Raw genomic sequence first — 22826 nt, 5'->3', positions numbered from 1 at the left:
AAAGTCCTCTGTTCAAAGTTAGAGGACTTTTGTTTTTTATACACTGATAAGGTATAACACACTATATTATCCAAAAGAAAATTCATATCTACTACTTTGTTCAGATATGACCATATTGTCTCCCCTTAGTTCAACGCTTATCTTTTTATCTCTTGCCAGCCATCCTAAAATAAACGCGAAACTTTCCCGATCAATTCTCATGTGAGCGGAAGACAACTTACCAAACAACTCTTTAGTATTAATCTCACGGGTTTCCCTCAATATGCGTCCAATCTTAGTCAACGCACTATTAAAATCTTGCTCGTTCATAGTTCTCCGTTTTTAAGTTAAACAATATATTATTCTATCGCAGAATCTATAAATAACAAATAAATCTTCTTCGATTTATTTGAACAGAACCTCCCTTATTAAAAACAAATATAGCATTTTAAATTAAAAAATAAAACTTTTACGCCTTATTTTCACACAATCCACAAGTAAAAAAAGCTTTTCATTAACAAATGCCACATTCCCTTATCTATAAAAACGTAACTAAAAGAAAAATAAACGAAGCATTATAATTGTGTCTCCCCCTCAATATAATTTTCCAAAAACAAGTTCTCACCATCAAATACAGCATACGAGAAGTAATTAATCCAATCCCCTAAAATCAGTATACGAGCGGTAGCACTAAGCATCAGGTCAAGTTCTATATGCCGATGTCCATAAAGAAAATAATTTATATTGGGATGACTTTTGAGATATTCTTTTGTATAAAGTACCAAATGTTCTTTATCTTCACCCATATAATCTGGCTCTTTCCCATCCTCACGCTTCATTCGGCTATGTTTTGCCCAAGTTAGCCCCAAGTCGATACTCCATCTCGGATGAATCATCGAGAAAAGGAACTGTAATGTCTCATTATGAAACATTGCACGCAAGAACTTGAACTTTTTATCCGGATCTCCCAAGCCATCTCCATGAGCAAGATAAAACTCCTTTCCATAGATTTCAGTGGTCAGTGGTTTTCGATGAATAATAGCCCCACACTCCTTAGTCAGATAATCCCCACACCAGATATCGTGATTACCAGTAAAGAAATGCACTTCCACTCCCATATCTGTCAACTCTGAGAGCTTTCCCAAAAAACGAGTATATCCTTTGGGAACAACCAGTTTAAACTCATACCAGAAGTCAAACATATCTCCCAACAAATAGATAGCAGCAGCCTTATGCTTGATACTATCCAGGAAATTCACTAACCGTCGCTCCTGTGTACGACCGTGCTCAATAGCACGAGAGCCCAAATGAGCATCAGAAAGGAAATAAACGTTTTTCATAAAGTAGATGTTTTTATATTCAGTGTTTTTATACTAAAGAAATCCCAACTCCAGTTTTGCTTCTTCACTCATCATATCCTTATCCCATTCCGGCTCAAAAACCAAATTGATGATAGTTGAGGTCACTCCTTCTATCGATTCTACCCGTTGCCGGACATCTTCCATAATAAAATCGGCTGCCGGACAGTTAGGTGCAGTCAGTGTCATATCAATAGCCACCTCACCTGTTTCAGATACATCTATTTTATAAATAAGTCCCAAATCATATATATTGACCGGAATTTCCGGATCAAATACAGTCTTGAGCATGTCTACTATTTTTTCTTCTATTTCAAACTTTGTCATAGTTGAGAGTTTTATTGATTACTTACACAAAAATAATGCTTTTCTATATAGAAAGGTTTATAGCGTCCCTCTTTTTATGTACTTTTGTTAATTATACGAATCAACAGTTGAATTTCTATTTTAACCTAATCAGTCTCTTTCCAAATGAGTCTGCATTACCATCTATCTCTTTTCCCGGTATTGAGCCCCCAAACTCGTAGAGCAAGGTATAGAGTCTCGGTGCGTGAGATTGTTTTACATGTACATGTAAAGCAGTAAAAACATGTACATGTAAAACAATACTGCATACCGGAAAAAAGAGTGTCCCTTTCTGAGAAAGACAAAGTACGACACCGGGCAAGGGTAACCATATTGCTTGGAAGTACTTCCGACACTCGAAGATGTGTTTGGCTCAACCATTGATTCACATTAATTATAAAGTCATCCTATTCTTTATATCATCCCCTCATCTGCGAAACTATAGTATTTGCCATCACAAACAATCACATGGTCTATCAATTTAATATCTATGGATTTGGCAGCATTGAATATTCGCTGTGTCAGTACCTGGTCTTCCTGACTGGGATGAATATTACCCGATGGGTGGTTATGAACAACGGCAATCTGGGTAGCACGTTGCAACAATGCTTCCCGAAGAATAGACCGCACATCCACAAACGTTCCGGCGATACCTCCTGTACTAATCCGGACAGAACCAATTACTTTGTTTCCCTGATTTATCAGCAATACCCAGAACTCCTCGAGCGCAAGATCGCACATCAACGGATGAAATACCTCATAGATATCTTTAGAACAACGAATCACGGCCCGTTCTTTTATTTCCTGTAACCTGCGCCGTTTGCCAAGCTCCAGAGCAGCCATAACAGTAATACTTTTGGCCGGTCCAAATCCTTTAAAACGAGAATAATCACGCACTTCCCAACGAGCAAGTTCATTCAAATCGTTGTGGCAGGAAGCAAGTAGCCGCCGCATCAATTCAACAGCACTCTCTTCTGTATTTCCCGATCCGATAAGGATAGCCAATAACTCTGCATCACTCAGTGCATCAGCTCCCTTTGCCATCATCTTTTCACGTGGACGGTCTTCTTTGGCCCACTGACAAATAGTAAGTTTTTGCGGCTCTTTCATTTATAGAAGTTTTTCCGAAATGCTTCGAACTCACCACGTTTCAAGATACAACGCTGCCACCAAGCTCTCCAAAAGCCGGTCCCATAGCCAATGAGTTGTATAAAGGAGGCGGCAACCGAATAAATGCCAATACGGAAACTACGGTTCTGAACAGTAGAATCCATACAGACCAATAAAGCATAAAGAACAATAGGCAGCAGACTAAATAGGCAAAACGGAGTACCAATAAGCAGTATTACTACTCCCAACGTAAACACAGCAGGAAGTAAATGTACCAGTTTCAATGATTCCGGATATTTTTTATAAAGATTGATACGGGCAATACCCGAATTATGTACTTGCTTGAAGAATTTCCTCAAATCCGTACGCCGCTTATGATATACCCAGACACCCGGAAAGAGTCTGCAACGGTATCCTTCTTTAAAGATACGGATACTAAAATCAATATCCTCACCAAACCGCATTTTAGAAAAGCCACCTAAGGCCTGGTATACCTCCCGTCTCACTCCCATATTAAAGCTGCGCGGATAGAACTTGTCCATCTTCTTTTTCCCGCCGCGAATACCTCCGGTAGTAAAGAAAGAGGTCATAGAATAGTTAATCGCTTTCTGAATATCCGTAAAGGAGTCATGAGCACGATCGGGACCTCCGAAAGCATCTGCCGGAGCTGTCTTTAATTCCGCTTCTATTGCATCCAGGTACCCTTCAGGAAGAATACAATCAGAATCTAATATTATCAGATACTCACCCCGACTTCGTTCTGCCCCATAGTTGCGGGTTTGCCCCGGACCGGAATTCGTTTTTTGGTAATATTTCAAATCAAGGACAGCCTTATATTTCTCAGCCACTTCCAGACATGGTATGGTAGACCCATCTTCTACTACTATCACCTCAAAATCTTTGAAACTTTGATCCGCAAGACTTTGCAACAGTTCATCGACCTCATCGGGACGATTGTATACGGGTATAATAACGGAGTATCTCATAGTTATTGTTTTATCTATATTGCAAAGATACATCATTATTTTAATAAAAACGGGGCTACTCCTAATTAGGATAGCCCCGCTCTGTATATTATCTGTTTTACAGATTATTTACCCACAACAGTCATTGTGTCAGACGCAATCAGCAACTCTTCATCCGTAGGAATAACTACTACCTTTACCTTTGAATCATCTGTAGAAATGATAGCTTCTTCACCACGTACTTTGTTCTTTTCGGCATCTATCTTCACACCCATGAATTCGAGCCCTTCACATACACCGGCACGACAACTTGCCTGGTTTTCACCGACACCACCTGTGAAAAGAATAACATCTACACCACCCAAAGCTGCAGCATAAGCACCAATATATTTCTTAATGCGATAGAAATACATATTCTCCGCCAGAATTGCTTTCGGATTTCCTTCAGCTACGGCAGCTTCCAGTTCACGCATATCACTTGATACGCCAGAGATACCGAGTACTCCGCTCTTCTTGTTGAGCAGATTAGAAACACCTGTCGTAGTCAAACCTTCTTTGTCCATAATGAAAGCCACTGCACCGGCATCAATATCACCGCTACGTGTGCCCATCATCAAACCTTCCAATGGAGTAAGTCCCATCGTAGTATCGATACATTTGCCATCCTTGATAGCAGCAATAGAACCACCATTACCGATATGGCAGGTAATGAGTTTCAAGCCCTCTGCTTTAATACCTAAGTATTCACATACACGCTGTGAAACATAACGATGAGAAGTTCCGTGGAAGCCATAACGGCGTACACCATATTTCTCGTACAGTTCGTAGGGTACAGCATAAAGATATGCGTAATCCGGCATTGTCTGATGGAAAGCCGTATCAAATACACCTACCTGAGGAATATTAGGAAGGATAGCTGAGACAGCATTTACACCTTTCAGATTAGCAGGATTGTGAAGCGGAGCCAAATCATTACAAGCAACAAAAGCTTCCAATACGTCTTTGTCCAGCAATACAGACTTGCTGAAACGTTCGCCTCCGTGTACCATACGATGACCTACCGCATTAATTTCATCCAGAGACTTAATCGCACCATACTCCGGGCTAACCAAAGTATTAAGAATGAATTCTACACCTACTGTATGTTCGGGAATATCTTTTTCAAGTACTTTCTTCTCTCCGTTCGGTAAAGTAAGTTTCAGGAATGAACCTTTCAAACCTATCTTTTCGATACCACCTTGTGCAATCACTTCCTTGCTGTCCATGTCGAACAGCTTGTATTTAATGGATGAACTACCACAGTTCAATACTAATATCTTCATTTTTGATTTCGATTTTAAATTATTTCGCCTTCTTGGCAGCAATAGCCTGATTAGCAGTAATAGCAATCATTCTGTAAACATCTTCAATAGAACAACCGCGTGAAAGATCATTCACCGGACGAGCAATACCCTGAAGAATCGGTCCTACTGCATCGGCATGTCCCAAACGCTGAACCAGTTTATAAGAAATATTACCCACTTCGAGGCTTGGTACTATCAGCACATTAGCTTCACCTGCAACCGGAGATCCCGGTGCTTTACTTGCACCCACTGAAGGAACCAGAGCGGCATCCGCCTGCATTTCACCATCAATATTTAGCTCTGGCGCCATTTCTTTAGCCAATCTTGTTGCTTCTACCACTTTGTCTACTACCTCATGCTTTGCAGAACCTTTGGTTGAAAAGCTTAACATAGCTACCTTCGGATCTTCAATTCCGGCAACAGCCTGTGCTGTACGAGCTGTACAAACTGCAATCTGAGCCAGCTGAGCAGCATCGGGAACCGGAGTTACAGCAACGTCTCCCATTACAAGCAGACCATTCTGTCCACACTCAGGTGCATGTGTCAACATCAACATTGCACCAGACACAGTAGTGATGCCCGGGCTTGTTTTAATAATCTGAAGAGCAGGACGAAGCACGTCACCTGTTGTATTACGTGCGCCGGCCAACTGACCATCAGCATCTCCGTTTTTAATGATAAGACATCCCAGATACAATGGATTGAGTACCAATTTACGGGCTTCTTCAATAGTCATGCCTTTTTTCTTCCGAAGCTCACACAACAATTGCGCATATTCTTCTTGTTTCGCATGATTTTCCGGGTCAATAATAGTTGCCTTACTGATATTTCCCAATCCCCACTTAGCAGCAGCCTCATGAATTTCATCCGGATTCCCCAGAAGAATAAGGTCAGCAACTTCATCTGTCAAAATCTGATTGGCAGCTTTCAGAGTACGTTCTTCTGTACCTTCAGGAAGAACAATGCGTTGACGATCCGCTTTCGCACGTGCAACAATAGAGTTAATTAAATTGAGCATAGATATTTAATTTTATGTATAATTCCGGTAGTAGGTGTTATTCACGCCGCAAAAGTACACAATTTTGCAATATCTACATTGCAAAACGGGGCGTTTTTACGCCCCGAATATACAATTATTATAATTTAACACTAACGAATGATTTGCGGAGAGACTTCCTTAAACTGTTCCATACACATTCCGATAGAAGCACCGATATAAGTAGGATCACAAATCAGGTATTTGGCACCATCGTCCAGCACCACATAATCACCGGGAATCTCCTCCGTAAAACGGACTGCTGAAGCAATATGATTGGGATAATCGAGTAAAATAGCATCTAAGCCTAACAAATCTTTCACTAAAGTAGAATACAAGATAGCACGGTCTTCACAATCACAAGCCGGATAAAAAAAGTTTTCTTCCAGGAAGAAAGGTTTCTCATAACCAAACTGTGCCCCATCGGTCTGATATTCAAAGCCTGTCTGCACAAACTCTATAAGTATATTAGCAGCCTCTCGCTGAGATTTACCTTTGATAGCTTCTTTCAGAGGAGGATACAAAGTTGCTTTTAACTCTTCACTCATAGGAGTGTGATAATATACCGACACATCACACTGCGGATAGCTCTTATAAAATTCGATCAGGTTCTTATTAACCACCGTCTCCACTTTTACCGAACCGGATTTAGGAGATATGGCTTCTGCATATTCAACCATATTAAACTCAGGCGCCGCATCGATAGAAAGAGAAACATAATTCTTTGCATTCGCAAAATCCTGCTTATAGGTATAAACTCCCATCGGCCCATTCTGCTTTTCCGCATCAAAGACATAATACTTGGTACCCTCCAATATTATATAAGGTATACCATATAATGCTGCGGCAGGTGCTACCATCAGTTTCAGTTTTTCGTTAATCTTGGAAAGGCGTACTTTATATCCCGATTTATTCAGAATAAACATTTGAAAAAAAGCAATATCATCTTTCTGCTGTTCACCATAAAGCTGTTCGCCAAGCTTCTTAGTAAACAACAAATACCCCCAGTCACTCATCTTCTTCTCTTCACGCAGAGTCATGCAATCCTTTATCAATTGTTCATGATCCGCTTTACAAAGCTGGCTCCACGCATCGGCAACATCTGCTTCCCGATTCCCAGCCAATGCAAGATTTTCGATTGCATCAGTTGCCACATTAAAGGAAGAACCGTAAAAATCAACAGGCGTCCGACGTACAGGACTCTCTGATTCCGGTACCACCGGAATATCTATTTTCACGGGAAGATAGGGCCGCCCCGGAATATACACTCCTGGTACAGGTTTATCCGTAATAGATGGTAAAGCGGGTTTCTTTATCTCAACCGGTTTCCCTTCAAGAGTAGGCCTTTCCATTCCCGGTATTCTTGGAGGAGCCGGTTTAATTTCAATGGGTGCTTGTGACCGTTTACCATCAAATACCGGTTGTTTGACAGGTTCAGGACGTACCGGCGCTTCTACAGCATCAAATGCCTCAAACTTAGTCCACGCTTCTCTAAGAAAAGTATCAAAGTCGGCATCTGCCTTATTTTTAAAATCATTAAACTCTTTCTGTTGCTGCTTTTGAAAACTATCAAATTCCTTTTCAAAGTCAACATCTTGCGCCATTGCCACCGGAACAGCCAATAGCCCAATCACAAAAGGAAAAATACACTTCATCTTATTCATCTGCGTATTGTTTTTAGTAACCAGCGACTCATTATTATCCTACTTAATCAACACCATCTCATAGAAAGCACAACGCTGGTTGACCGGGATTGAATAGACCCATTTCAGCACATTCTGATAAGTAACCACTTCTGTAAAAGGAATATTCTCTTTAGTAGCTACCATCATAATGTTGATCTTCTCATTGTCTTTACCCGGCTGTTTTTCCATAAGATAATCCACTGCATTACTGAAAGGAATCTTATACTCCTGCCCTGCTTTGAGCAGATTGTTTGCCTCGTATGTATTGGGATACAGCAATGCTCCTCCCGTACTGTCAAACCAGAAAAATTTAAGATAAGAATCCGTTCCATGCACCGTCAGCCGGCACGTAAACGCATCCCCTTCCTTATAAAGGGTTTCCACCCCCTTCACTTCAAGTGCATAGGCATTATCAGGTTTGGCATTCTTCTGCACAGTAGCATCAATCGTCACTACTTTATAAAGGCTACGGGTATCTGTGTCCCATATCTCTTCTATTTTTTTATGGGTAACATTTATCATGCCCCCAATAGCAAGCACACTCATCTGTGAGTATGCCTCATGAAACTCTTGCCCGTCATTCTGAGTTATCTGCCCGAAAACCGACCAGACGTTTTCCATCACCCCAGCTTTCTGTAAAGCAGCTTTCTTGGCTTCCATAAAAGCGCGCTCCTCAGCTTGCTTCAAAGTGATCTCTTCACTGACCTGCCAACGCCCCTGTACCCCTTTCACCTTAACAATGTCCTGGGCACAAAGGCTTCCGGCAGATATCAACAATAAAATAGCTATAACTCCGAGTAGCCTATTTATTCTCATTCAAATCTTTCCCTTTTTAATAATCGATCTTTAATATCCTAACTTATCCAGTTCTTTGGCCAGGTCTTCCGACTTCTTTGCCAATTCGGCACGTACTGCACTAATCGCAGCCTTATTCGCAGATTCCAGGCTATACCCAAGTGTTACCATCACCTCTACATTTTTGTTTTCAAGCGTTCTATATACTTCTACCAATGGCGTGATACGTCCCAAAGTAGCCGAAATCACACTTTTACTGGCAGCAACTACACTTGAAAGACTGGCAGCTTCTTCCTGTCCCATATCATCATTGGCCACTTTTGCCTCAATCAGCTGAGACACTTTTGTTTGAATCTGCCCCGCAAGTTCTATCTTGGCAGCATTGGTTGCCTGCAAAACAGCAGAAGACTGATTACCACCAATAGCTCTTGAAGAAGCAACATACCAGAACGGAGTTCCGTCCGGAGTCATTTCTGCCTGCTTCTGCCACGCATTCTCTATCTGCTTATCTAATGGTAATTTCCCAATTGGAGTTTTAAACCCTTCTTTTGTTAATTTCTTAGCTTCTTTACGTGCATCTTTAAGTGCCTTTTTTTTCAGTTCATTGTTCAAAACTTTCTCCTGTTTTGCCATTGTTTTGTAGTCTTTCTTGGTAGCCTTTTCTTGTGCAAAGGTATTTACAGATAACATCAGGGCAAAAACCGTGAAAACGCTGATTAGTAAGTTCTTCTTCATATTCGTCTTGTTTTAGTAGTTAATATTCGTTTTTTAAATCGGACATTGATATTTGCAAAAATATATATATTTTCCTTTCTATTCCTTTTTTCATTGTTTTTTTTCATACAATTGAATGGTTAAAATAATTTCTTCACGGAAAACAGTGACAACTCTCCTACTTATTTCATAACTTTGCACCGTTTTCAAATTCAATAGGTATAAAATATGATACGTCAGTGTGCCATTTTATTTGGCTGTTTGGCTTTGGGTGAATTGATTGTTTTTCTCACGGGAATTAAGCTCCCGTCCAGCATCATAGGAATGTTGCTGCTCACCCTGTTTCTGAAATTGGGTTGGATCAAGTTGCATTGGGTGCAAGGTATGTCCGACTTCTTAGTTGCTAATCTGGGATTCTTCTTTATTCCACCAGGAGTTGCCCTTATGCTCTATTTTGACATCATTGAGGCACAATTCTGGCCGATAGTAGTTGCAACCCTTATCAGTACCATCCTGGTGCTTGTTGTCACCGGATGGGTTCACCAATTAACACGTAAAATCAAATGAATTATTTAGAAAATGAATTCTTCCTGTTGGCTATCACCTTCGGGATTTACTTCTTTGCCAAGTTACTGCAAAAGAAAACGGGATTTCTTTTGCTGAATCCTATTCTACTCACTATAGCCGTCCTTATCATTTTTCTGAAAATAACCCATATCAGTTATGAGACCTACAATGAAGGCGGCCACCTGATTGAATTCTGGCTTAAACCGGCAGTAGTAGCGCTGGGCGTACCCCTGTATTTGCAGTTGGAAACGATCAAAAAACAATTGCTACCCATATTATTATCACAGTTGGCAGGCTGTTTTGTCGGAGTTGTTTCCGTTGTACTGATAGCCAAACTAATGGGAGCTTCACAAGAAGTTATTCTCTCTCTGGCTCCGAAATCCGTAACCACTCCTATTGCCATGGAAGTAACCAAAAGCTTGGGAGGTATTCCTTCGCTGACAGCAGCAGTAGTAGTCTGTGTCGGATTACTGGGGGCTATACTCGGATTCAAAACAATGAAACTGATGCATGTAGGTAGTCCGATAGCCCAGGGATTATCCATGGGAACCGCTGCTCATGCGGTAGGAACCTCCACTGCGATGGATATCAGCAGTAAATATGGAGCGTATGCCAGTCTGGGATTGACATTAAACGGAATATTTACTGCATTATTAACTCCAACAATTCTCCGATTATTAGGTCTTCTCTAACAAAAACGTCCTCTAATTGTTATATTATTAAGCGAAATGCAAAATAGATTTTTATATGATAAATTTTAAGGATATTACTATCCAGGACAAGGATACCATTACATCTTACACGATGAACAGTAGTCGCCGTAATTGCGACCTTTCTTTTTCCAACCTTTGCAGTTGGAGATTTCTGTATAACACCCAGTTCGCCATCATTGACGATTTCCTGGCATTCAAATTCTGGGTTGGAGACGAACTGGCCTATATGATGCCTGTCGGAAAAGGAAATCTGAAAAAGGTACTGGACATGCTCATTGAAGACGCAAATCAGGAAGGGCAACCGTTCTGTATGTTAGGCGTGTGTTCATGTATGAGAGAAGAACTCGAGGAGATTATGCCGGGACAGTTTACATTTACTGCCGACAGAGACTATGCCGATTATATCTACCTGCACACCGATCTGGCTACGCTAAAAGGAAAAAAATTCCAGTCGAAGCGAAACCATATCAATAAATTCCGAAATACATACAGCAACTATGAATATACCCCTATCACTCCTGATCGTATTCAGGAATGTTTAGATCTGGAAGCCGAATGGTGTAAAGTGAATAACTGTGACCAACAGGAAGGTACCGGTAATGAACGTCGTGCCCTGATTTATGCATTGAATCATTTCGAAGCATTAGGGTTAACAGGTGGGATACTTCACGTCGACGGCAAGATCGTTGCATTCACTTTCGGGATGCCTATCAACAAAGAGACTTTCGGTGTACATGTAGAAAAAGCTGATACAACAATTGACGGGGCTTATGCCATGATCAACTATGAATTTGCCAATCACATCCCCGAACAATATATCTACATTAACCGCGAAGAGGATTTGGGTATTGAAGGTCTGCGAAAAGCCAAACTATCCTACCAGCCCGTTACTATTCTGGAGAAGTATATGGCATGCTTTAAAGAACATCCCCTGGAAATGATTAAATGGTAAAATAAAGAAATGACCAAACAACAGATAAAAGCTTTGTGGAAACTTTGTTTTGACGATAGCGATGCGTTCATCGATATGTATTTTCGCCTGCGTTATAATGACGAAGTAAATATTGCTATAGAAAGTGGTAAGGAAGTAGTCTCTGCACTTCAGATGATACCCTATCCTATGACTTTTTGTGGCGAACAAATCCAGACCTCATATATCTCCGGTGCTTGTACCCATCCCGATTTCCGGGGAAACGGAGTCATGCGTGAGTTACTTTCACAGGCATTTGCACGTATGAGGTATAATCGCGTAGTTCTTAGTACACTAATCCCCGCAGAGCCCTGGTTGTTTGATTATTATGCGCGTATGGGGTATATGCCTGTATTTCGTTATTCGGAGAAAAAAATATCACAATGGGACATAAGTCCTGTGCCGGATATCTTCATAACGAAATTAGCAGATGCCAATGAAGAAGTATATCAATATCTCGATAAAAAAATGTCTGAGCGCTCTTGCTGTATTCAGCATACTTTTAGTGACTTTAAAGTAATTTTTGCAGATCTGCTTATCAGTAAAGGCACATTCTACATAGCTACCGTTCAGGAGCAGATAGCAGGCATAGCCGTTGTTTATCCGAATGGTAATGGATTACAAATAAATGAATTGCTGACAGAAAACAGCGAAATTGAAAAAGCATTGCTCTATCATATCCGGCAGGAAGCAGGTACCGACGCTATAACAATGATTACTCCCCCTATGGCTGCCGAAGAACAATATCCCCTCGGCATGGCACGTATCATTGATGCCAGAACTATTTTACAGTTCCATGCGGCCTTGCATCCGGAAATTGAAATGAACATAAAGCTAACAGACGAACAATTGGCTATAAATAATGGCTACTACTACCTTTACAAAGGAAAATGTAAATTCAGTAAAGAGCGGTTGTTAGGTAGCCACCGGCAATTGACCATCGGGGAACTATGCGAAAAGCTCCTCTCTCCATTACAACCTTATATGAGTTTAATGCTGAATTAACAGCTATCATGCAAAGCATTATCTACTAATCCTTTCGTACTCTTCTTTAGATTTAAGGATACAGAACATCCGGATGTTGTTAAGCAAAACACCCGGATGTTCTGATTCACAACATGGGGATGTTTTCACCGACAACATCCCCATGTTATTGATTCTTTCCATTTGATTTATTACAGGCAGAAATAGGGTAGTCTGATTGTATGATAAGTATTGGTTTACACACTTAAAGTAGTAAACACGGTAGTGATCATATAAAAGAGAGCATCCTGCACACCTCTCAGCTTTTGTCATTGAAATGCCAAGAAATAGTGTACAGGATGCAAGTGTGCTTCGGAAAGATTTGTATAAGATTAATTTAGAGTCCGCTAAAGTCTACCCCTTCAAAGACCAATGACGGGATACGCCAGGATGAAGACAACCGCGGATCGTTTCCTGTTTCGGACAACGACGACCAGAGAGTCAACATATTACCAGTCACATTCATTTCGGATACAGGCTGTGTCAGCTTCCCATTTTCAATAAGGAACCCTTCGATACCATACGAAAAGTCTCCTGTAGAACTATTACAGTTCCCCCCATTAAAGCCTGTCACAAGAATTCCATGGTCCACTCCGGCTACCAGCCCGTCGAGATCCTTTAAGCCCGTTTGCATGACTAGAATAGAGGGTGAGTTAATAGTTGGAGAAACTCCCATCTTTCTGGCATTATAGGTATCAATAAAATAAGTTTTCAACACTCCATTCTCAAAAACCGGACGTCGTTCTGTTGCTACGCCTTCACTATCAAAATAGCGGGCGCCAGATGCCTGTTGCAGATGCGGTTCGTCTATTAATGTCATCTTATCGGCCAGTACTTTTTCGTTCAGTTTATCCAGCAGGAAAGAATTTTTCTGCTGAAGAGAAGATCCATAAAGAGCATCTACCAAGGGACTTAGTAGCTGACTGACATTCATTGGATCCACCACCATCGTATATTTACCGGATTTCGCTTTTCTTTGTCCTACCTTACGCAAGACGCGTTCCAGAGCTTTCTGCCCGACGCCTTCTTTCACCAGTTTATCAAAATAGAGTGATGATTCATACCAACCAGCAGAAGGGCGTGCCTCTCCTTCGCCCTTTATTGCAACCTCGGCATAAAGAGAATACCAACTTGATTTTGTTTCTCCTTCAAAACCATTACTGGTGATCCGGTATCCAAAATTATCTCCATCGCTATAAGAAGAGCTGACAGAAATAATACGGTCATCTCTACCCAGTGCCTCTTCGGCAACCGCTTTTGCCAATGCTACTTTATCATCGGGACGGATGGAAGAGAATTTCGCATCCAACAACTTCAAATCGGGGCTTCCCCCTTTATAATAGCGGGAAGCATCCGGCAATACACGTGCCTCATCCTTTGCCAGATAACGGGTAGAGTCAATACCATTCTTTATAAATGTTTCAAGTTCTTTCTTATCCAGCCGATTGGTAGAATAGGTTCCATAGCGTCCGTTTACATATAAGAAAATGGTCAGGCCATTTTCCGAAGCCTGCTGTAAACGGTCCATTTTGGCATCACGCAACTCAAAAGAAGAGTTTGATCCGGCATAAAGATTCACTTTTGCTTGCTGACAACCATTCTTCAAGGCATAATCCATTGCCCATTGTGCCAGTTTTTTATTGCTATCTGAAATCATAAGAGTTGAAAGTTGAGAGTCGAAAGTCGGGAACTAAATATATATCTTTACCACATTCCGCGAAATTTCAACTTTAATTTTTAATTTCTAATTTTTAGTTCTCACTGTTTCCTCAGTTTTCTCCTCCAACGGTCAGTTTACTAACCAACGCCGAAGGCATACCACAAGTCACCGGACAAGATTGTCCATCCTTTCCGCAAGTCCAGGTACCATTATCAATCTTGTCATTATTAGCCACCATAGTAATATCTGCCAATGCTTTCGGACCATTCCCGATGATATTGATATCTTTAATGGGTTGTGTCAATTTTCCATCTTCGATCAGATAACCCGATTTCACGAAGAAAGTAAAATCACCTGCTCCAATCTGCACCTGCCCGTTTGTAAACTGATCGACAAAAATACCTTGTTTCACAGATGCTATAATATCTTCCTCTTTCATATTGCCCGGCTCCATATACGTAGCACGCATACGAGGAATCGGCATATTCCGGAAAGTCTCACGCCGTCCGTTTCCAGTTGGAGCAATACCATAATGTTTGGCACTGATACGGTCGTGCATATAACTGGTTAAAACTCCTTCTTTAACGAGATATGTTTTCTGTCCTTCCACTCCCTCATCATCAAAGTTTACAGATCCACGATTGAAAGGAATAGTACCATCATCTATTACAGAAATATGTTCATTGCACACTTTCTTATTCAACTGATCGGAGAAAATAGATACATTCTTACGATTGAAATCTGCTTCAAACGCATGTCCGATAGCCTCGTGCAACAGGATACCGGAACCTCCTGCACCCATCACCACAGGCATCTCTCCACCTTTAGGCTTGATGGCTTTAAAAAGAATGGCTGTATTATCTACGGCTTCACGTGCCAAAATATCAACCAGGTCATCAGACAGAAACTCAAACCCTTTACGATAAGCACGGGCAGCATAACTGTTTTCCGTCTTTCCGTTTTCCTCCATAATGCAGACAGCACCAAGTGTCACCATAGGTCGATAATCATAATACATCACGCCTTCACTGTTACAGAAAAGAATATGCGATGTCGAATCACTTTGATTGGCCATTACTTTGGACACACGTTTATCCAGTGCAAATATTTTGTCATTCAGCTTTTGAAGATAAGGCATCTTATCTTTCAAACTGATCTCCTCCCAAGGAGTAGTGATCGGATAATAGTTTTTCTTCAATGTTTTTTCTGCCAGACGTACAGGACCGTATTTCTTCTTGCCGGATGCAATACGTGCAGCCGTACGTGCAGCATTCAACATATCGTCAAGTGTCACATTTTCCACATAGGCATAACCGGTCTGATCGCCTGCCAGCACACGCACCCCCATACCAAAATCTATATAGGAATTACAGCTATTCACCGCCCCGTCTTTCAAACTGATTACATTGGTGAAGGTATGTTCAAAAAAGAGATCAGCATAATCTCCTCCTTTTTCAAGGGCTGTTGCCAATACTTTCTTCATATCTTCTTCGCCCACACCAAAATGATTCATTGCCTGCGAAAGCGCCGCCTTCTGGTCAGCTCCTCCCAAAGCTCCCTTCACCGAAGGAATAGCCAACGCTGAGCCTGCAGCCAACGAACCTAATAATGCCATACCTCCTGTTCTTATAAAATTTCGTCTGTCCATAATATATCTATTATTTTTAGGATTTCTTCGTTAATAAACTTTCCAGCTCTTCGGCACTCAAACGAAGATAAAACTGCCCCTGATAAGCAACAGAAATCGATCCGGTCTCCTCAGATACAATAATAGCATGCGCATCCGATTCCTGTGATATCCCCATTGCAGCACGATGACGAAGCCCCAATTCTTTGGGTATATCCAGATTGTGAGATACCGGCAGAATGCATCCGGCAGCTTTAATACGCTTTTTACTTATTACCATCGCACCATCATGCAAAGGACTGTTTTTGAAAAAAATATTTTCTATCAAACGCTGATTTACATCCGCATTAATAATTTCTCCGGTACGTACTACCCCATCCAAAGGAACATTGTGTTCAATCACAATCAGGGCGCCTACCTTTTGTTTACCCATACTGATACATGCCATTACCACCGGCATGATATCTTCATGTTCTAATGACTCTTTTTTATTCCCGGTAAAAAAACGCGCCAGGGCATTGACATGCTGATGCGAACCAAGCGTAAGCAGAAAACGGCGTATCTCATCCTGAAAAAGTACAATCAGAGCCAGCACACCGACATTCATCAAAGTATTAAAAATAGAACCCAGAAGTTTCATCTCAAGCACCTGAGTTACTACCAGCCACATCAGAATCAGCACAAGAATACCTGTGAACACTTTGATAGAACCCGAAGCTTTCATCAATTTGTAGACATAGTACAAAAGGAAAGCCACCAACAGGATGTCAATAAAATCTTTGATACCAAACTCAAAAAACATACCGGCAGCCATGGCTATTATTTGATATTCACCCATATAAACATTTACAATTTATAACTTACAATTTTCTCCACCATCCTTACTGCTTCCACTGCTTCACGCACATCATGTACCCGCAGGATATTGGCTCCCTTCATTAAAGCAACCGTATCCAATACAGTAGTTCCGTTCAGAGCGTCTTGCGGCGTACCTCCAAGCAAACGATAAATCATTGATTTTCTTGAAACACCCACCAATAAAGGCAGTTCGAAAATACTGAATTCTTCAAGGTGTGCCATCAGTTCATAATTATGCTCTAACGTCTTACCAAAGCCAAAGCCCGGATCAAGAATAATGTCTTTCACACCCAAATCACGTAACTGCTGCACTTTCATGGCGAAATACATAAATACCTCCTTAAGCAAATCGTCATAATGTGGCTCAGATTGCATATTCTGAGGTGTACCTTGCATATGCATCATGATATAAGGCACTCCCAACCGGGCAACAGTTTCAAACATTTTCGGATCCATCTCTCCGGCTGCAATGTCATTGATGATAGCAACACCATATTCCTTTACACATTGTTCCGCCACATCAGCCCGGAACGTATCTACAGAAATAACAGCGTCCGGATGATTACGAACCACAATTTCCAATCCTACCCGTAAACGACGCATCTCTTCTTCGGCAGAGATGTTTTCCGCATTAGGGCGGGAAGAGTAAGCACCAATATCAATTATGGAAGCACCTTCGGCCAATATTTGTTGTGCACGTCCGACAATATCTGCCTCAGTTTGCATCCGGCTTCCGGCATAAAAAGAATCAGGAGTAACATTCAGAATACCCATCACTTGTGGGACAGAGAGATCGAGCAACTGCCCGTTGACATTTAAATATCTATGCGCTAATGAGTTCATTAATCTCGTTTTTCGGTTAGATTATTGCAAATGTAGAGAAAAAAAGCAAGTAACCGCCTATTATCACAAGAAATTGTACCGGATACGGCATTCTCTTAGTGCTCATTAAGAAAGAATCTTATCAAATAAAAAGAAAAGGAAGAGATTTCCGGCTATTCTTTTCACACGATTCAAGATTATACTCTATCTTTGCTGCTGTCTTTATAACTATAGAAAGAATATGGAACTCTCTGCTCTCTACCAGATATTTCTGGAATGTAATACAGTAACTACCGATAGCCGCAATTGCCCTAAAGGCTCTATGTTCATTGCCCTCAAAGGTGATTCATTCAATGGGAATGCTTTCGCCACACAAGCTATTAACGACGGGTGCGCATACGCAATTGTTGACGAAGCAGCTCATGCAGTGAAAGGTGACAAACGCTACATCCTTGTAGACAGTTGCATCGAAACTTTACAACAACTGGCCAACTACCATCGTAGGCAATTAGGTACCCGGATCATTGGTATTACCGGAACTAACGGGAAAACAACCACCAAAGAATTGATCTCAGCCGTACTGTCACAATCCTATAATATTCTTTATACGCAAGGTAATTTAAACAACCACATTGGAGTACCTGTTACCCTTCTTCGCCTGAAAGCAGAACATGACCTTGCAGTCATCGAAATGGGAGCCAATCATCCGGGAGAAATTAAATTCTTAGCAGAGATAGCCGAGCCGGATTACGGCATTATTACTAACGTGGGTAAAGCACACCTCGAGGGTTTCGGCTCATTTGAAGGAGTTATAAAAACCAAAGGAGAACTGTATGATTTTCTGCGTAAGAAAGAAGGTGCAATTATCTTCATTCACCACGACAATCCATATCTTATGAATATTGCTTCCGGACTGAATCAAATACCTTACGGAAATGATGAATCACTCTATGTCAATGGTCATGTGACTGGGAACTCGCCTTACCTTACCTTTGAATGGAAAGCAGGAAAGAACGGTGAAAATTACGAAGTAGAAACCCTGTTAATAGGAGAATATAATTTCACTAATGCTTTGGCTGCTATTACTATCGGACGCTTCTTTAAAGTTGAACCGCAAAAAATAAATAAAGCACTCACTGAATATGCTCCGCAAAACAATCGTTCGCAGCTGAAAAAAACAGCCGAGAACACACTGATTATCGATGCTTATAATGCCAATCCTACAAGTATGATGGCAGCACTGGAGAACTTTAATAAAATGACAGTTGCGCATAAGATGCTAATATTAGGAGATATGCGCGAACTGGGAGCTGAAAGTGCAGCTGAGCACCAAAAGATAGTAGACTTCATTAAAGCATGCGAGTTTGAGAAAGTCATATTTGTTGGAAACCTGTTTGCTGCAGCCGAACATTCATACCAGACATACTCCAATGCCCAGGAACTTATACAGGCATTACAGACCGATAAGCCTAAAGATTATACCATCTTAATAAAGGGCTCTAACGGAATAAAACTTAGTTCAGTAGCAGATTATCTATAATCTGCTACTGTTTCCCTTTTATTGTTTGTTTCAGCATCCGGGGGCGTATCCAATAGTAACCGATAAGACTGGCAAAGATTGCCCCCAAAGAATTGGCTGTAAAGTCTAACCAATCTCCTCCACGATACGTTGTACAATACTCCTGTAACAACTCTACACACCCGCTAAACAATACCGGGCAAACAAAGGCACCGACCCATGCATGCCACATAGGAGAATCTCCTTTTCTGTGAGTACGCAAAAACTCCAGCCACAACATGCCGGACATACCGAAATACATACAAAAATGAACAATTTTATCTATATTGGGTATTTTGCTTAACTCTGTTGAAGGTGGTCTAAAAAACGACAGGTAGATAACTACCAGAATAATTAACAGAGAAACCGGGTATTTCTTAATATAATAAAGCATATCTAAATAAATTACAGATGTTGGGCAAATATAAGGAACATTTCTTATATTTGCATGTTTAAGTAAGATAAATATATCGAATTGTAAGATAAATAAAGCTTTTATGACTAAAAATGACAGAGCGAACTTTGGCACTAAGTTGGGGGTGATACTTGCCTCTGCAGGATCAGCTGTAGGACTGGGTAATATATGGAGATTTCCATACGAAACCGGTAATCATGGCGGTGCCGCTTTTATCATTATTTATCTGGGTTGTATTTTTCTTCTGGGACTTCCGATCATGGTATCCGAATTTCTTATTGGACGCCATTCTCGCGCAAACACCGCCAGAGCTTATCAAAAGTTAGCTCCCGGTACGCATTGGCGTTGGGTAGGACGTATGGGAGTACTTGCCGGCTTTCTTATTCTCAGTTATTATTCGGTAGTGGCCGGATGGACGCTCGAATATATTTTCGAAGCATTAACCAACGGTTTTTCAGGTAAAACTCCGGATGAGTTTATTTCTTCATTCCAGACTTTCTCAAGCAACCCATGGCGACCGGCGATTTGGCTGATCCTATTTCTACTCGGTACTCATTTTATTATTGTGAAAGGCGTAGAGAAGGGAATAGAGAAATCTTCCAAGATAATGATGCCTATGCTGTTTATTATCATCCTTATATTAGTAATATGTTCTGTGTCTTTGCCAGGAGCAAGCAGAGGTATCGAGTTTCTACTCAAACCAGATTTCAGCAAGGTAGACGGAAATGTATTCTTAAGTGCAATGGGACAAGCTTTTTTCTCACTTAGTTTAGGGATGGGGTGTCTTTGTACCTATGCTTCCTATTTTAGCAAAAAGACCAATTTAACTAAGACAGCTTTCAGTGTAGGGATTATTGATACAATTGTAGCCGTACTTGCAGGATTCATCATCTTCCCGGCTGCTTTCTCTGTGGGTATTCAGCCGGATGCAGGTCCAAGCCTCATCTTTATCACCCTGCCTAATGTATTCCAGCAAGCATTCAGTGGAGTGCCGTTATTGGCGTATATATTCTCTGTGATGTTTTATGTACTGCTGGCAGTGGCAGCTCTTACTTCTACTATCTCTTTGCATGAAGTTGTTACAGCTTACTTGCACGAAGAGTTTAAGTTTACTCGCCACCGGGCAGCATTATTTGTTACAGGAGGGTGCATCTTCCTCGGTATACTCTGTTCTCTGTCACTTGGAGTAACAAAAGGTATTACTATTTTCGGATTAGGAATGTTCGACCTATTTGATTTTGTCACCGCAAAAATCATGTTACCACTGGGTGGGTTGTGTATCTCAATATTCACCGGGTGGTATCTGGACAAGAAAATCGTCTGGAGCGAGATTACAAACGATGGTACACTGAAAGTCCCGGTTTATAAACTCATTATCTTTATCCTGAAATATATTGCACCTATTGCAATCTCCTGTATCTTTATCAATGAGTTAGGATTACTCAAGTAATATGTGGAAAGACTTTTTCTACTTTTCGCGTACAGAACGGCAAGGTATCATAATTCTTGCCGCTTTGATTATTTTGGTCGGTACAGCTTCATGGTTTATACCGCCAAGAGAAGTAGCAAAAATTGAAGATAACCAAAAATTCGAAGAAGAGTATGCCATTTTCATGGCATCACTAAAAGAAAAAGAACAACAAAAAGAAGTAAGTTCTAAAAAATACCAGTATGAAAAACGAGAAGTAATACTCGCTTCTTTCGATCCTAATACGGCAGACTCTATTACTTTTCTTAACCTGGGACTTCCGCTATGGATAGCAAAGAATATTTTGAAATACCGTGCCAAAGGAGGACGCTTTCGCAAACAGAGTGACTTCCAAAAAGTATATGGATTGACAGAAAAGCAATACACAACTCTCGAACCTTATATATCCATAGCAGATATACCGAAAGAACAGGACACAATTCGCCTGTTTAGTCATCAGGAACCGCGGGATACTCTACAATATTACAAATATCCGAGTGGAACAACAATCAGCTTAAACCAGGCTGACACCACTGAATTAAAAAAAATCCCGGGTATAGGAAGCGCTATCGCCCGTATGATTGTAGGATATCGGAAAAAACTGGGAGGATTCTACCAAGTAGAGCAACTGCAAGATATTCATTTGGATACGGATAAACTACATGAATGGTTGTTTGTTAACAAGAATGAGACCCAACGGATAAACCTGAATAAAGCAGGAATTGAAAGACTTAGAGCACATCCTTACATCAATTTCTACCAGGCAAAGGTTATTGTTGAGTACCGTAAGAAAAAAGGAGAAATAGAGAGTCTGAGCCAATTCAAACTCTATGATGAATTTTCTGAAAAAGATTTTGAACGGATATCACCTTATGTTAGTTTTCATTGAAATAAAAAAGATGCATCCTTATCACACTAGATAAGAATGCATCACACACAAACAAAACAAACACTCTACCTACTATCTTCACAGACTTCTGTAGAGAAGCGATATAAAGATACAGCTAATTGATTAATATTAATAACCAATCAGCCATATGGTATCATTTTTTAGAATTTCCCCCTTCGTATTAACACTTATTAATTATACCATCTATCATATGGACAGTACGATCTGTAATCTGAGCTAGCCCCTCATCATGGGTTACGATCACAAATGTCTGTCCTAAACGGTCACGAAGTTCAAAAAACAATTGATGTAATTCTTCCTTATTATGCGTATCCAGGCTACCAGAAGGCTCGTCAGCTAATATTACTGCCGGATTATTGATAAGAGCACGGGCTACAGCAACCCGTTGTTTTTCTCCACCGGAGAGTTCATTAGGTTTATGAGAAGCACGCTCTGCCAATCCCATAAAGTTCAGTATCTCTAATGCATGCGCTGTGGCTTCCCTGGAAGATACCCCGGCTATCAATGCGGGAATCATGATATTTTCCAATGCTGTAAATTCAGGAAGTAACTGATGAAACTGAAAAACAAAGCCGATATGCTTATTACGAAAAGCAGAGAGCTCTTTTTCTTTCATCCTGCTGACATTTGTACCATCAATATAGACATGTCCGGCATCTGGTTCATCAAGCGTACCCATAATCTGCAACAGAGTAGTTTTACCGGCACCACTTGGTCCGACAATACTTACAACTTCTCCTTTATTTATCTCCAGATCAATACCTTTGAGAACCTGTAAAGAACCGAAACTTTTAGTAATTCCTTCTAATTTTATCATATAATAATGTGCTAATGTGGCAATATGCCAATGTGCCAATAGGCTGCACTATAGTAACATACCAATTGGCACATTGGCATATCAGCAC

General features: G+C 40.8%; 23 protein-coding genes. 7 read left to right on the top strand and 16 right to left on the bottom strand.

The genetic code is table 11. The features are described 5' to 3' along the window. Positions 1–66: 66 nt before the first annotated feature. The 10 genes from HCG69_RS12075 to HCG69_RS12030 all read right to left on the bottom strand — a co-directional run bounded on the left by HCG69_RS12075 (position 67) and on the right by HCG69_RS12030 (position 9351). Positions 67–309, bottom strand: coding sequence for a winged helix-turn-helix domain-containing protein (locus tag HCG69_RS12075; protein WP_221650243.1), 243 nt, complete (start codon positions 307–309; stop codon positions 67–69). A 245-nt stretch (positions 310–554) separates the two neighbouring features. Continuing rightward, entirely contained in the window at positions 555–1319 is a 765-nt protein-coding gene (locus tag HCG69_RS12070; protein WP_221650242.1) for a UDP-2,3-diacylglucosamine diphosphatase, read from the bottom strand. Positions 1320–1352: 33 nt separating this feature from the next. After that, entirely contained in the window at positions 1353–1664 is a 312-nt protein-coding gene (locus tag HCG69_RS12065) for an iron-sulfur cluster assembly protein (protein WP_221650241.1), read from the bottom strand. Positions 1665–2096: 432 nt separating this feature from the next. Beyond that, positions 2097–2792: a DNA repair protein RadC gene (gene radC, locus HCG69_RS12060; protein WP_221650240.1), complete on the bottom strand. Its 696-nt coding sequence runs from the start codon at positions 2790–2792 to the stop codon at positions 2097–2099. Next, a complete protein-coding gene (locus tag HCG69_RS12055; RefSeq protein ID WP_221650239.1) occupies positions 2789–3778 on the bottom strand; it encodes a glycosyltransferase family 2 protein in 990 nt (329 codons plus the stop codon). The genes radC and HCG69_RS12055 overlap by 4 nt, the downstream gene beginning before the upstream one ends. 104 nt (positions 3779–3882) lie before the next feature. Next, entirely contained in the window at positions 3883–5079 is a 1197-nt protein-coding gene (locus tag HCG69_RS12050; RefSeq protein WP_221650238.1) for an acetate kinase, read from the bottom strand. A 19-nt stretch (positions 5080–5098) separates the two neighbouring features. After that, positions 5099–6118: a phosphate acetyltransferase gene (pta, locus tag HCG69_RS12045; RefSeq protein WP_002558957.1), complete on the bottom strand. Its 1020-nt coding sequence runs from the start codon at positions 6116–6118 to the stop codon at positions 5099–5101. A gap of 131 nt (positions 6119–6249) precedes the next feature. After that, positions 6250–7800, bottom strand: coding sequence for a hypothetical protein (locus HCG69_RS12040; protein ID WP_025867686.1), 1551 nt, complete (start codon positions 7798–7800; stop codon positions 6250–6252). A 39-nt stretch (positions 7801–7839) separates the two neighbouring features. Further along, positions 7840–8637, bottom strand: coding sequence for a DUF4384 domain-containing protein (locus HCG69_RS12035; RefSeq protein WP_002558955.1), 798 nt, complete (start codon positions 8635–8637; stop codon positions 7840–7842). 30 nt (positions 8638–8667) lie between these two features. Beyond that, on the bottom strand, positions 8668–9351 hold the full coding sequence (locus tag HCG69_RS12030) for a hypothetical protein (protein WP_002558954.1): 684 nt from the start codon (positions 9349–9351) through the stop codon (positions 8668–8670). A 207-nt stretch (positions 9352–9558) separates the two neighbouring features. Here HCG69_RS12030 and HCG69_RS12025 point away from each other — a divergent pair, with 207 nt between their 5' ends. The 4 genes from HCG69_RS12025 to HCG69_RS12010 are packed head-to-tail and all read left to right on the top strand — an operon-like array spanning position 9559 to position 12585. Beyond that, the gene (locus HCG69_RS12025) at positions 9559–9897 is read left to right on the top strand and encodes a CidA/LrgA family protein (protein ID WP_002558953.1); all 339 of its coding nucleotides are present in this window, start codon (positions 9559–9561) and stop codon (positions 9895–9897) included. Then, on the top strand, positions 9894–10589 hold the full coding sequence (locus HCG69_RS12020) for an LrgB family protein (RefSeq protein WP_002558952.1): 696 nt from the start codon (positions 9894–9896) through the stop codon (positions 10587–10589). The genes HCG69_RS12025 and HCG69_RS12020 overlap by 4 nt, the downstream gene beginning before the upstream one ends. A 55-nt stretch (positions 10590–10644) precedes the next feature. After that, positions 10645–11562, top strand: a complete 918-nt coding sequence (locus HCG69_RS12015) for a DUF2156 domain-containing protein (RefSeq protein ID WP_002558951.1) — start codon at positions 10645–10647, stop codon at positions 11560–11562. Positions 11563–11571: 9 nt separating this feature from the next. Next, the gene (locus HCG69_RS12010) at positions 11572–12585 is read left to right on the top strand and encodes a GNAT family N-acetyltransferase (protein ID WP_195349481.1); all 1014 of its coding nucleotides are present in this window, start codon (positions 11572–11574) and stop codon (positions 12583–12585) included. A 355-nt stretch (positions 12586–12940) separates the two neighbouring features. Here the strand turns inward: HCG69_RS12010 and HCG69_RS12005 are convergent, their stop codons facing one another. From HCG69_RS12005 to folP, 4 genes are all read right to left on the bottom strand, one after another. Beyond that, complete coding sequence (locus HCG69_RS12005; RefSeq protein WP_025867685.1) at positions 12941–14260, bottom strand: TldD/PmbA family protein; 1320 nt, start codon at positions 14258–14260, stop codon at positions 12941–12943. 112 nt (positions 14261–14372) lie between these two features. After that, positions 14373–15911 (bottom strand): TldD/PmbA family protein, encoded by a 1539-nt coding sequence (locus HCG69_RS12000; RefSeq protein WP_002558947.1) that lies wholly within the window; start codon positions 15909–15911, stop codon positions 14373–14375. 16 nt (positions 15912–15927) lie between these two features. Beyond that, the gene (cdaA, locus tag HCG69_RS11995) at positions 15928–16692 is read right to left on the bottom strand and encodes a diadenylate cyclase CdaA (RefSeq protein WP_044095016.1); all 765 of its coding nucleotides are present in this window, start codon (positions 16690–16692) and stop codon (positions 15928–15930) included. A gap of 44 nt (positions 16693–16736) precedes the next feature. Continuing rightward, positions 16737–17591: a dihydropteroate synthase gene (gene folP / locus HCG69_RS11990; RefSeq protein ID WP_007483652.1), complete on the bottom strand. Its 855-nt coding sequence runs from the start codon at positions 17589–17591 to the stop codon at positions 16737–16739. A 220-nt stretch (positions 17592–17811) separates the two neighbouring features. On the opposite strand from folP, the gene murF reads away from it, so the two are divergent. Next, the gene (murF, locus tag HCG69_RS11985) at positions 17812–19110 is read left to right on the top strand and encodes a UDP-N-acetylmuramoyl-tripeptide--D-alanyl-D-alanine ligase (protein WP_025867684.1); all 1299 of its coding nucleotides are present in this window, start codon (positions 17812–17814) and stop codon (positions 19108–19110) included. A 4-nt stretch (positions 19111–19114) separates the two neighbouring features. On the opposite strand, the gene HCG69_RS11980 is transcribed toward murF, so the two are convergent. Continuing rightward, positions 19115–19522 carry a VanZ family protein gene (locus tag HCG69_RS11980; RefSeq protein WP_002558943.1) on the bottom strand — a complete coding sequence of 136 codons (408 nt, stop codon included), beginning with the start codon at positions 19520–19522 and terminating at the stop codon, positions 19115–19117. A gap of 103 nt (positions 19523–19625) precedes the next feature. Here HCG69_RS11980 and HCG69_RS11975 point away from each other — a divergent pair, with 103 nt between their 5' ends. Together HCG69_RS11975 and HCG69_RS11970 are read left to right on the top strand one after the other, a co-directional pair. Then, entirely contained in the window at positions 19626–20993 is a 1368-nt protein-coding gene (locus HCG69_RS11975) for a sodium-dependent transporter (RefSeq protein ID WP_195349479.1), read from the top strand. Between the two features lies 1 nt (position 20994). After that, positions 20995–21900, top strand: coding sequence for a helix-hairpin-helix domain-containing protein (locus tag HCG69_RS11970; RefSeq protein ID WP_025867683.1), 906 nt, complete (start codon positions 20995–20997; stop codon positions 21898–21900). A gap of 181 nt (positions 21901–22081) precedes the next feature. On the opposite strand, the gene HCG69_RS11965 is transcribed toward HCG69_RS11970, so the two are convergent. Then, a complete protein-coding gene (locus HCG69_RS11965; RefSeq protein WP_002558940.1) occupies positions 22082–22738 on the bottom strand; it encodes an ABC transporter ATP-binding protein in 657 nt (218 codons plus the stop codon). Positions 22739–22826 lie beyond the last annotated feature (88 nt).

It is taken from the genome of Bacteroides sp. K03, from assembly GCF_019734355.1.
GTDB classification, from domain to species: domain Bacteria; phylum Bacteroidota; class Bacteroidia; order Bacteroidales; family Bacteroidaceae; genus Bacteroides; species Bacteroides nordii.
The sequence above is the reverse complement of the archived record's forward strand: the minus strand, read 5'-3'. Positions and strand labels throughout refer to the sequence as shown.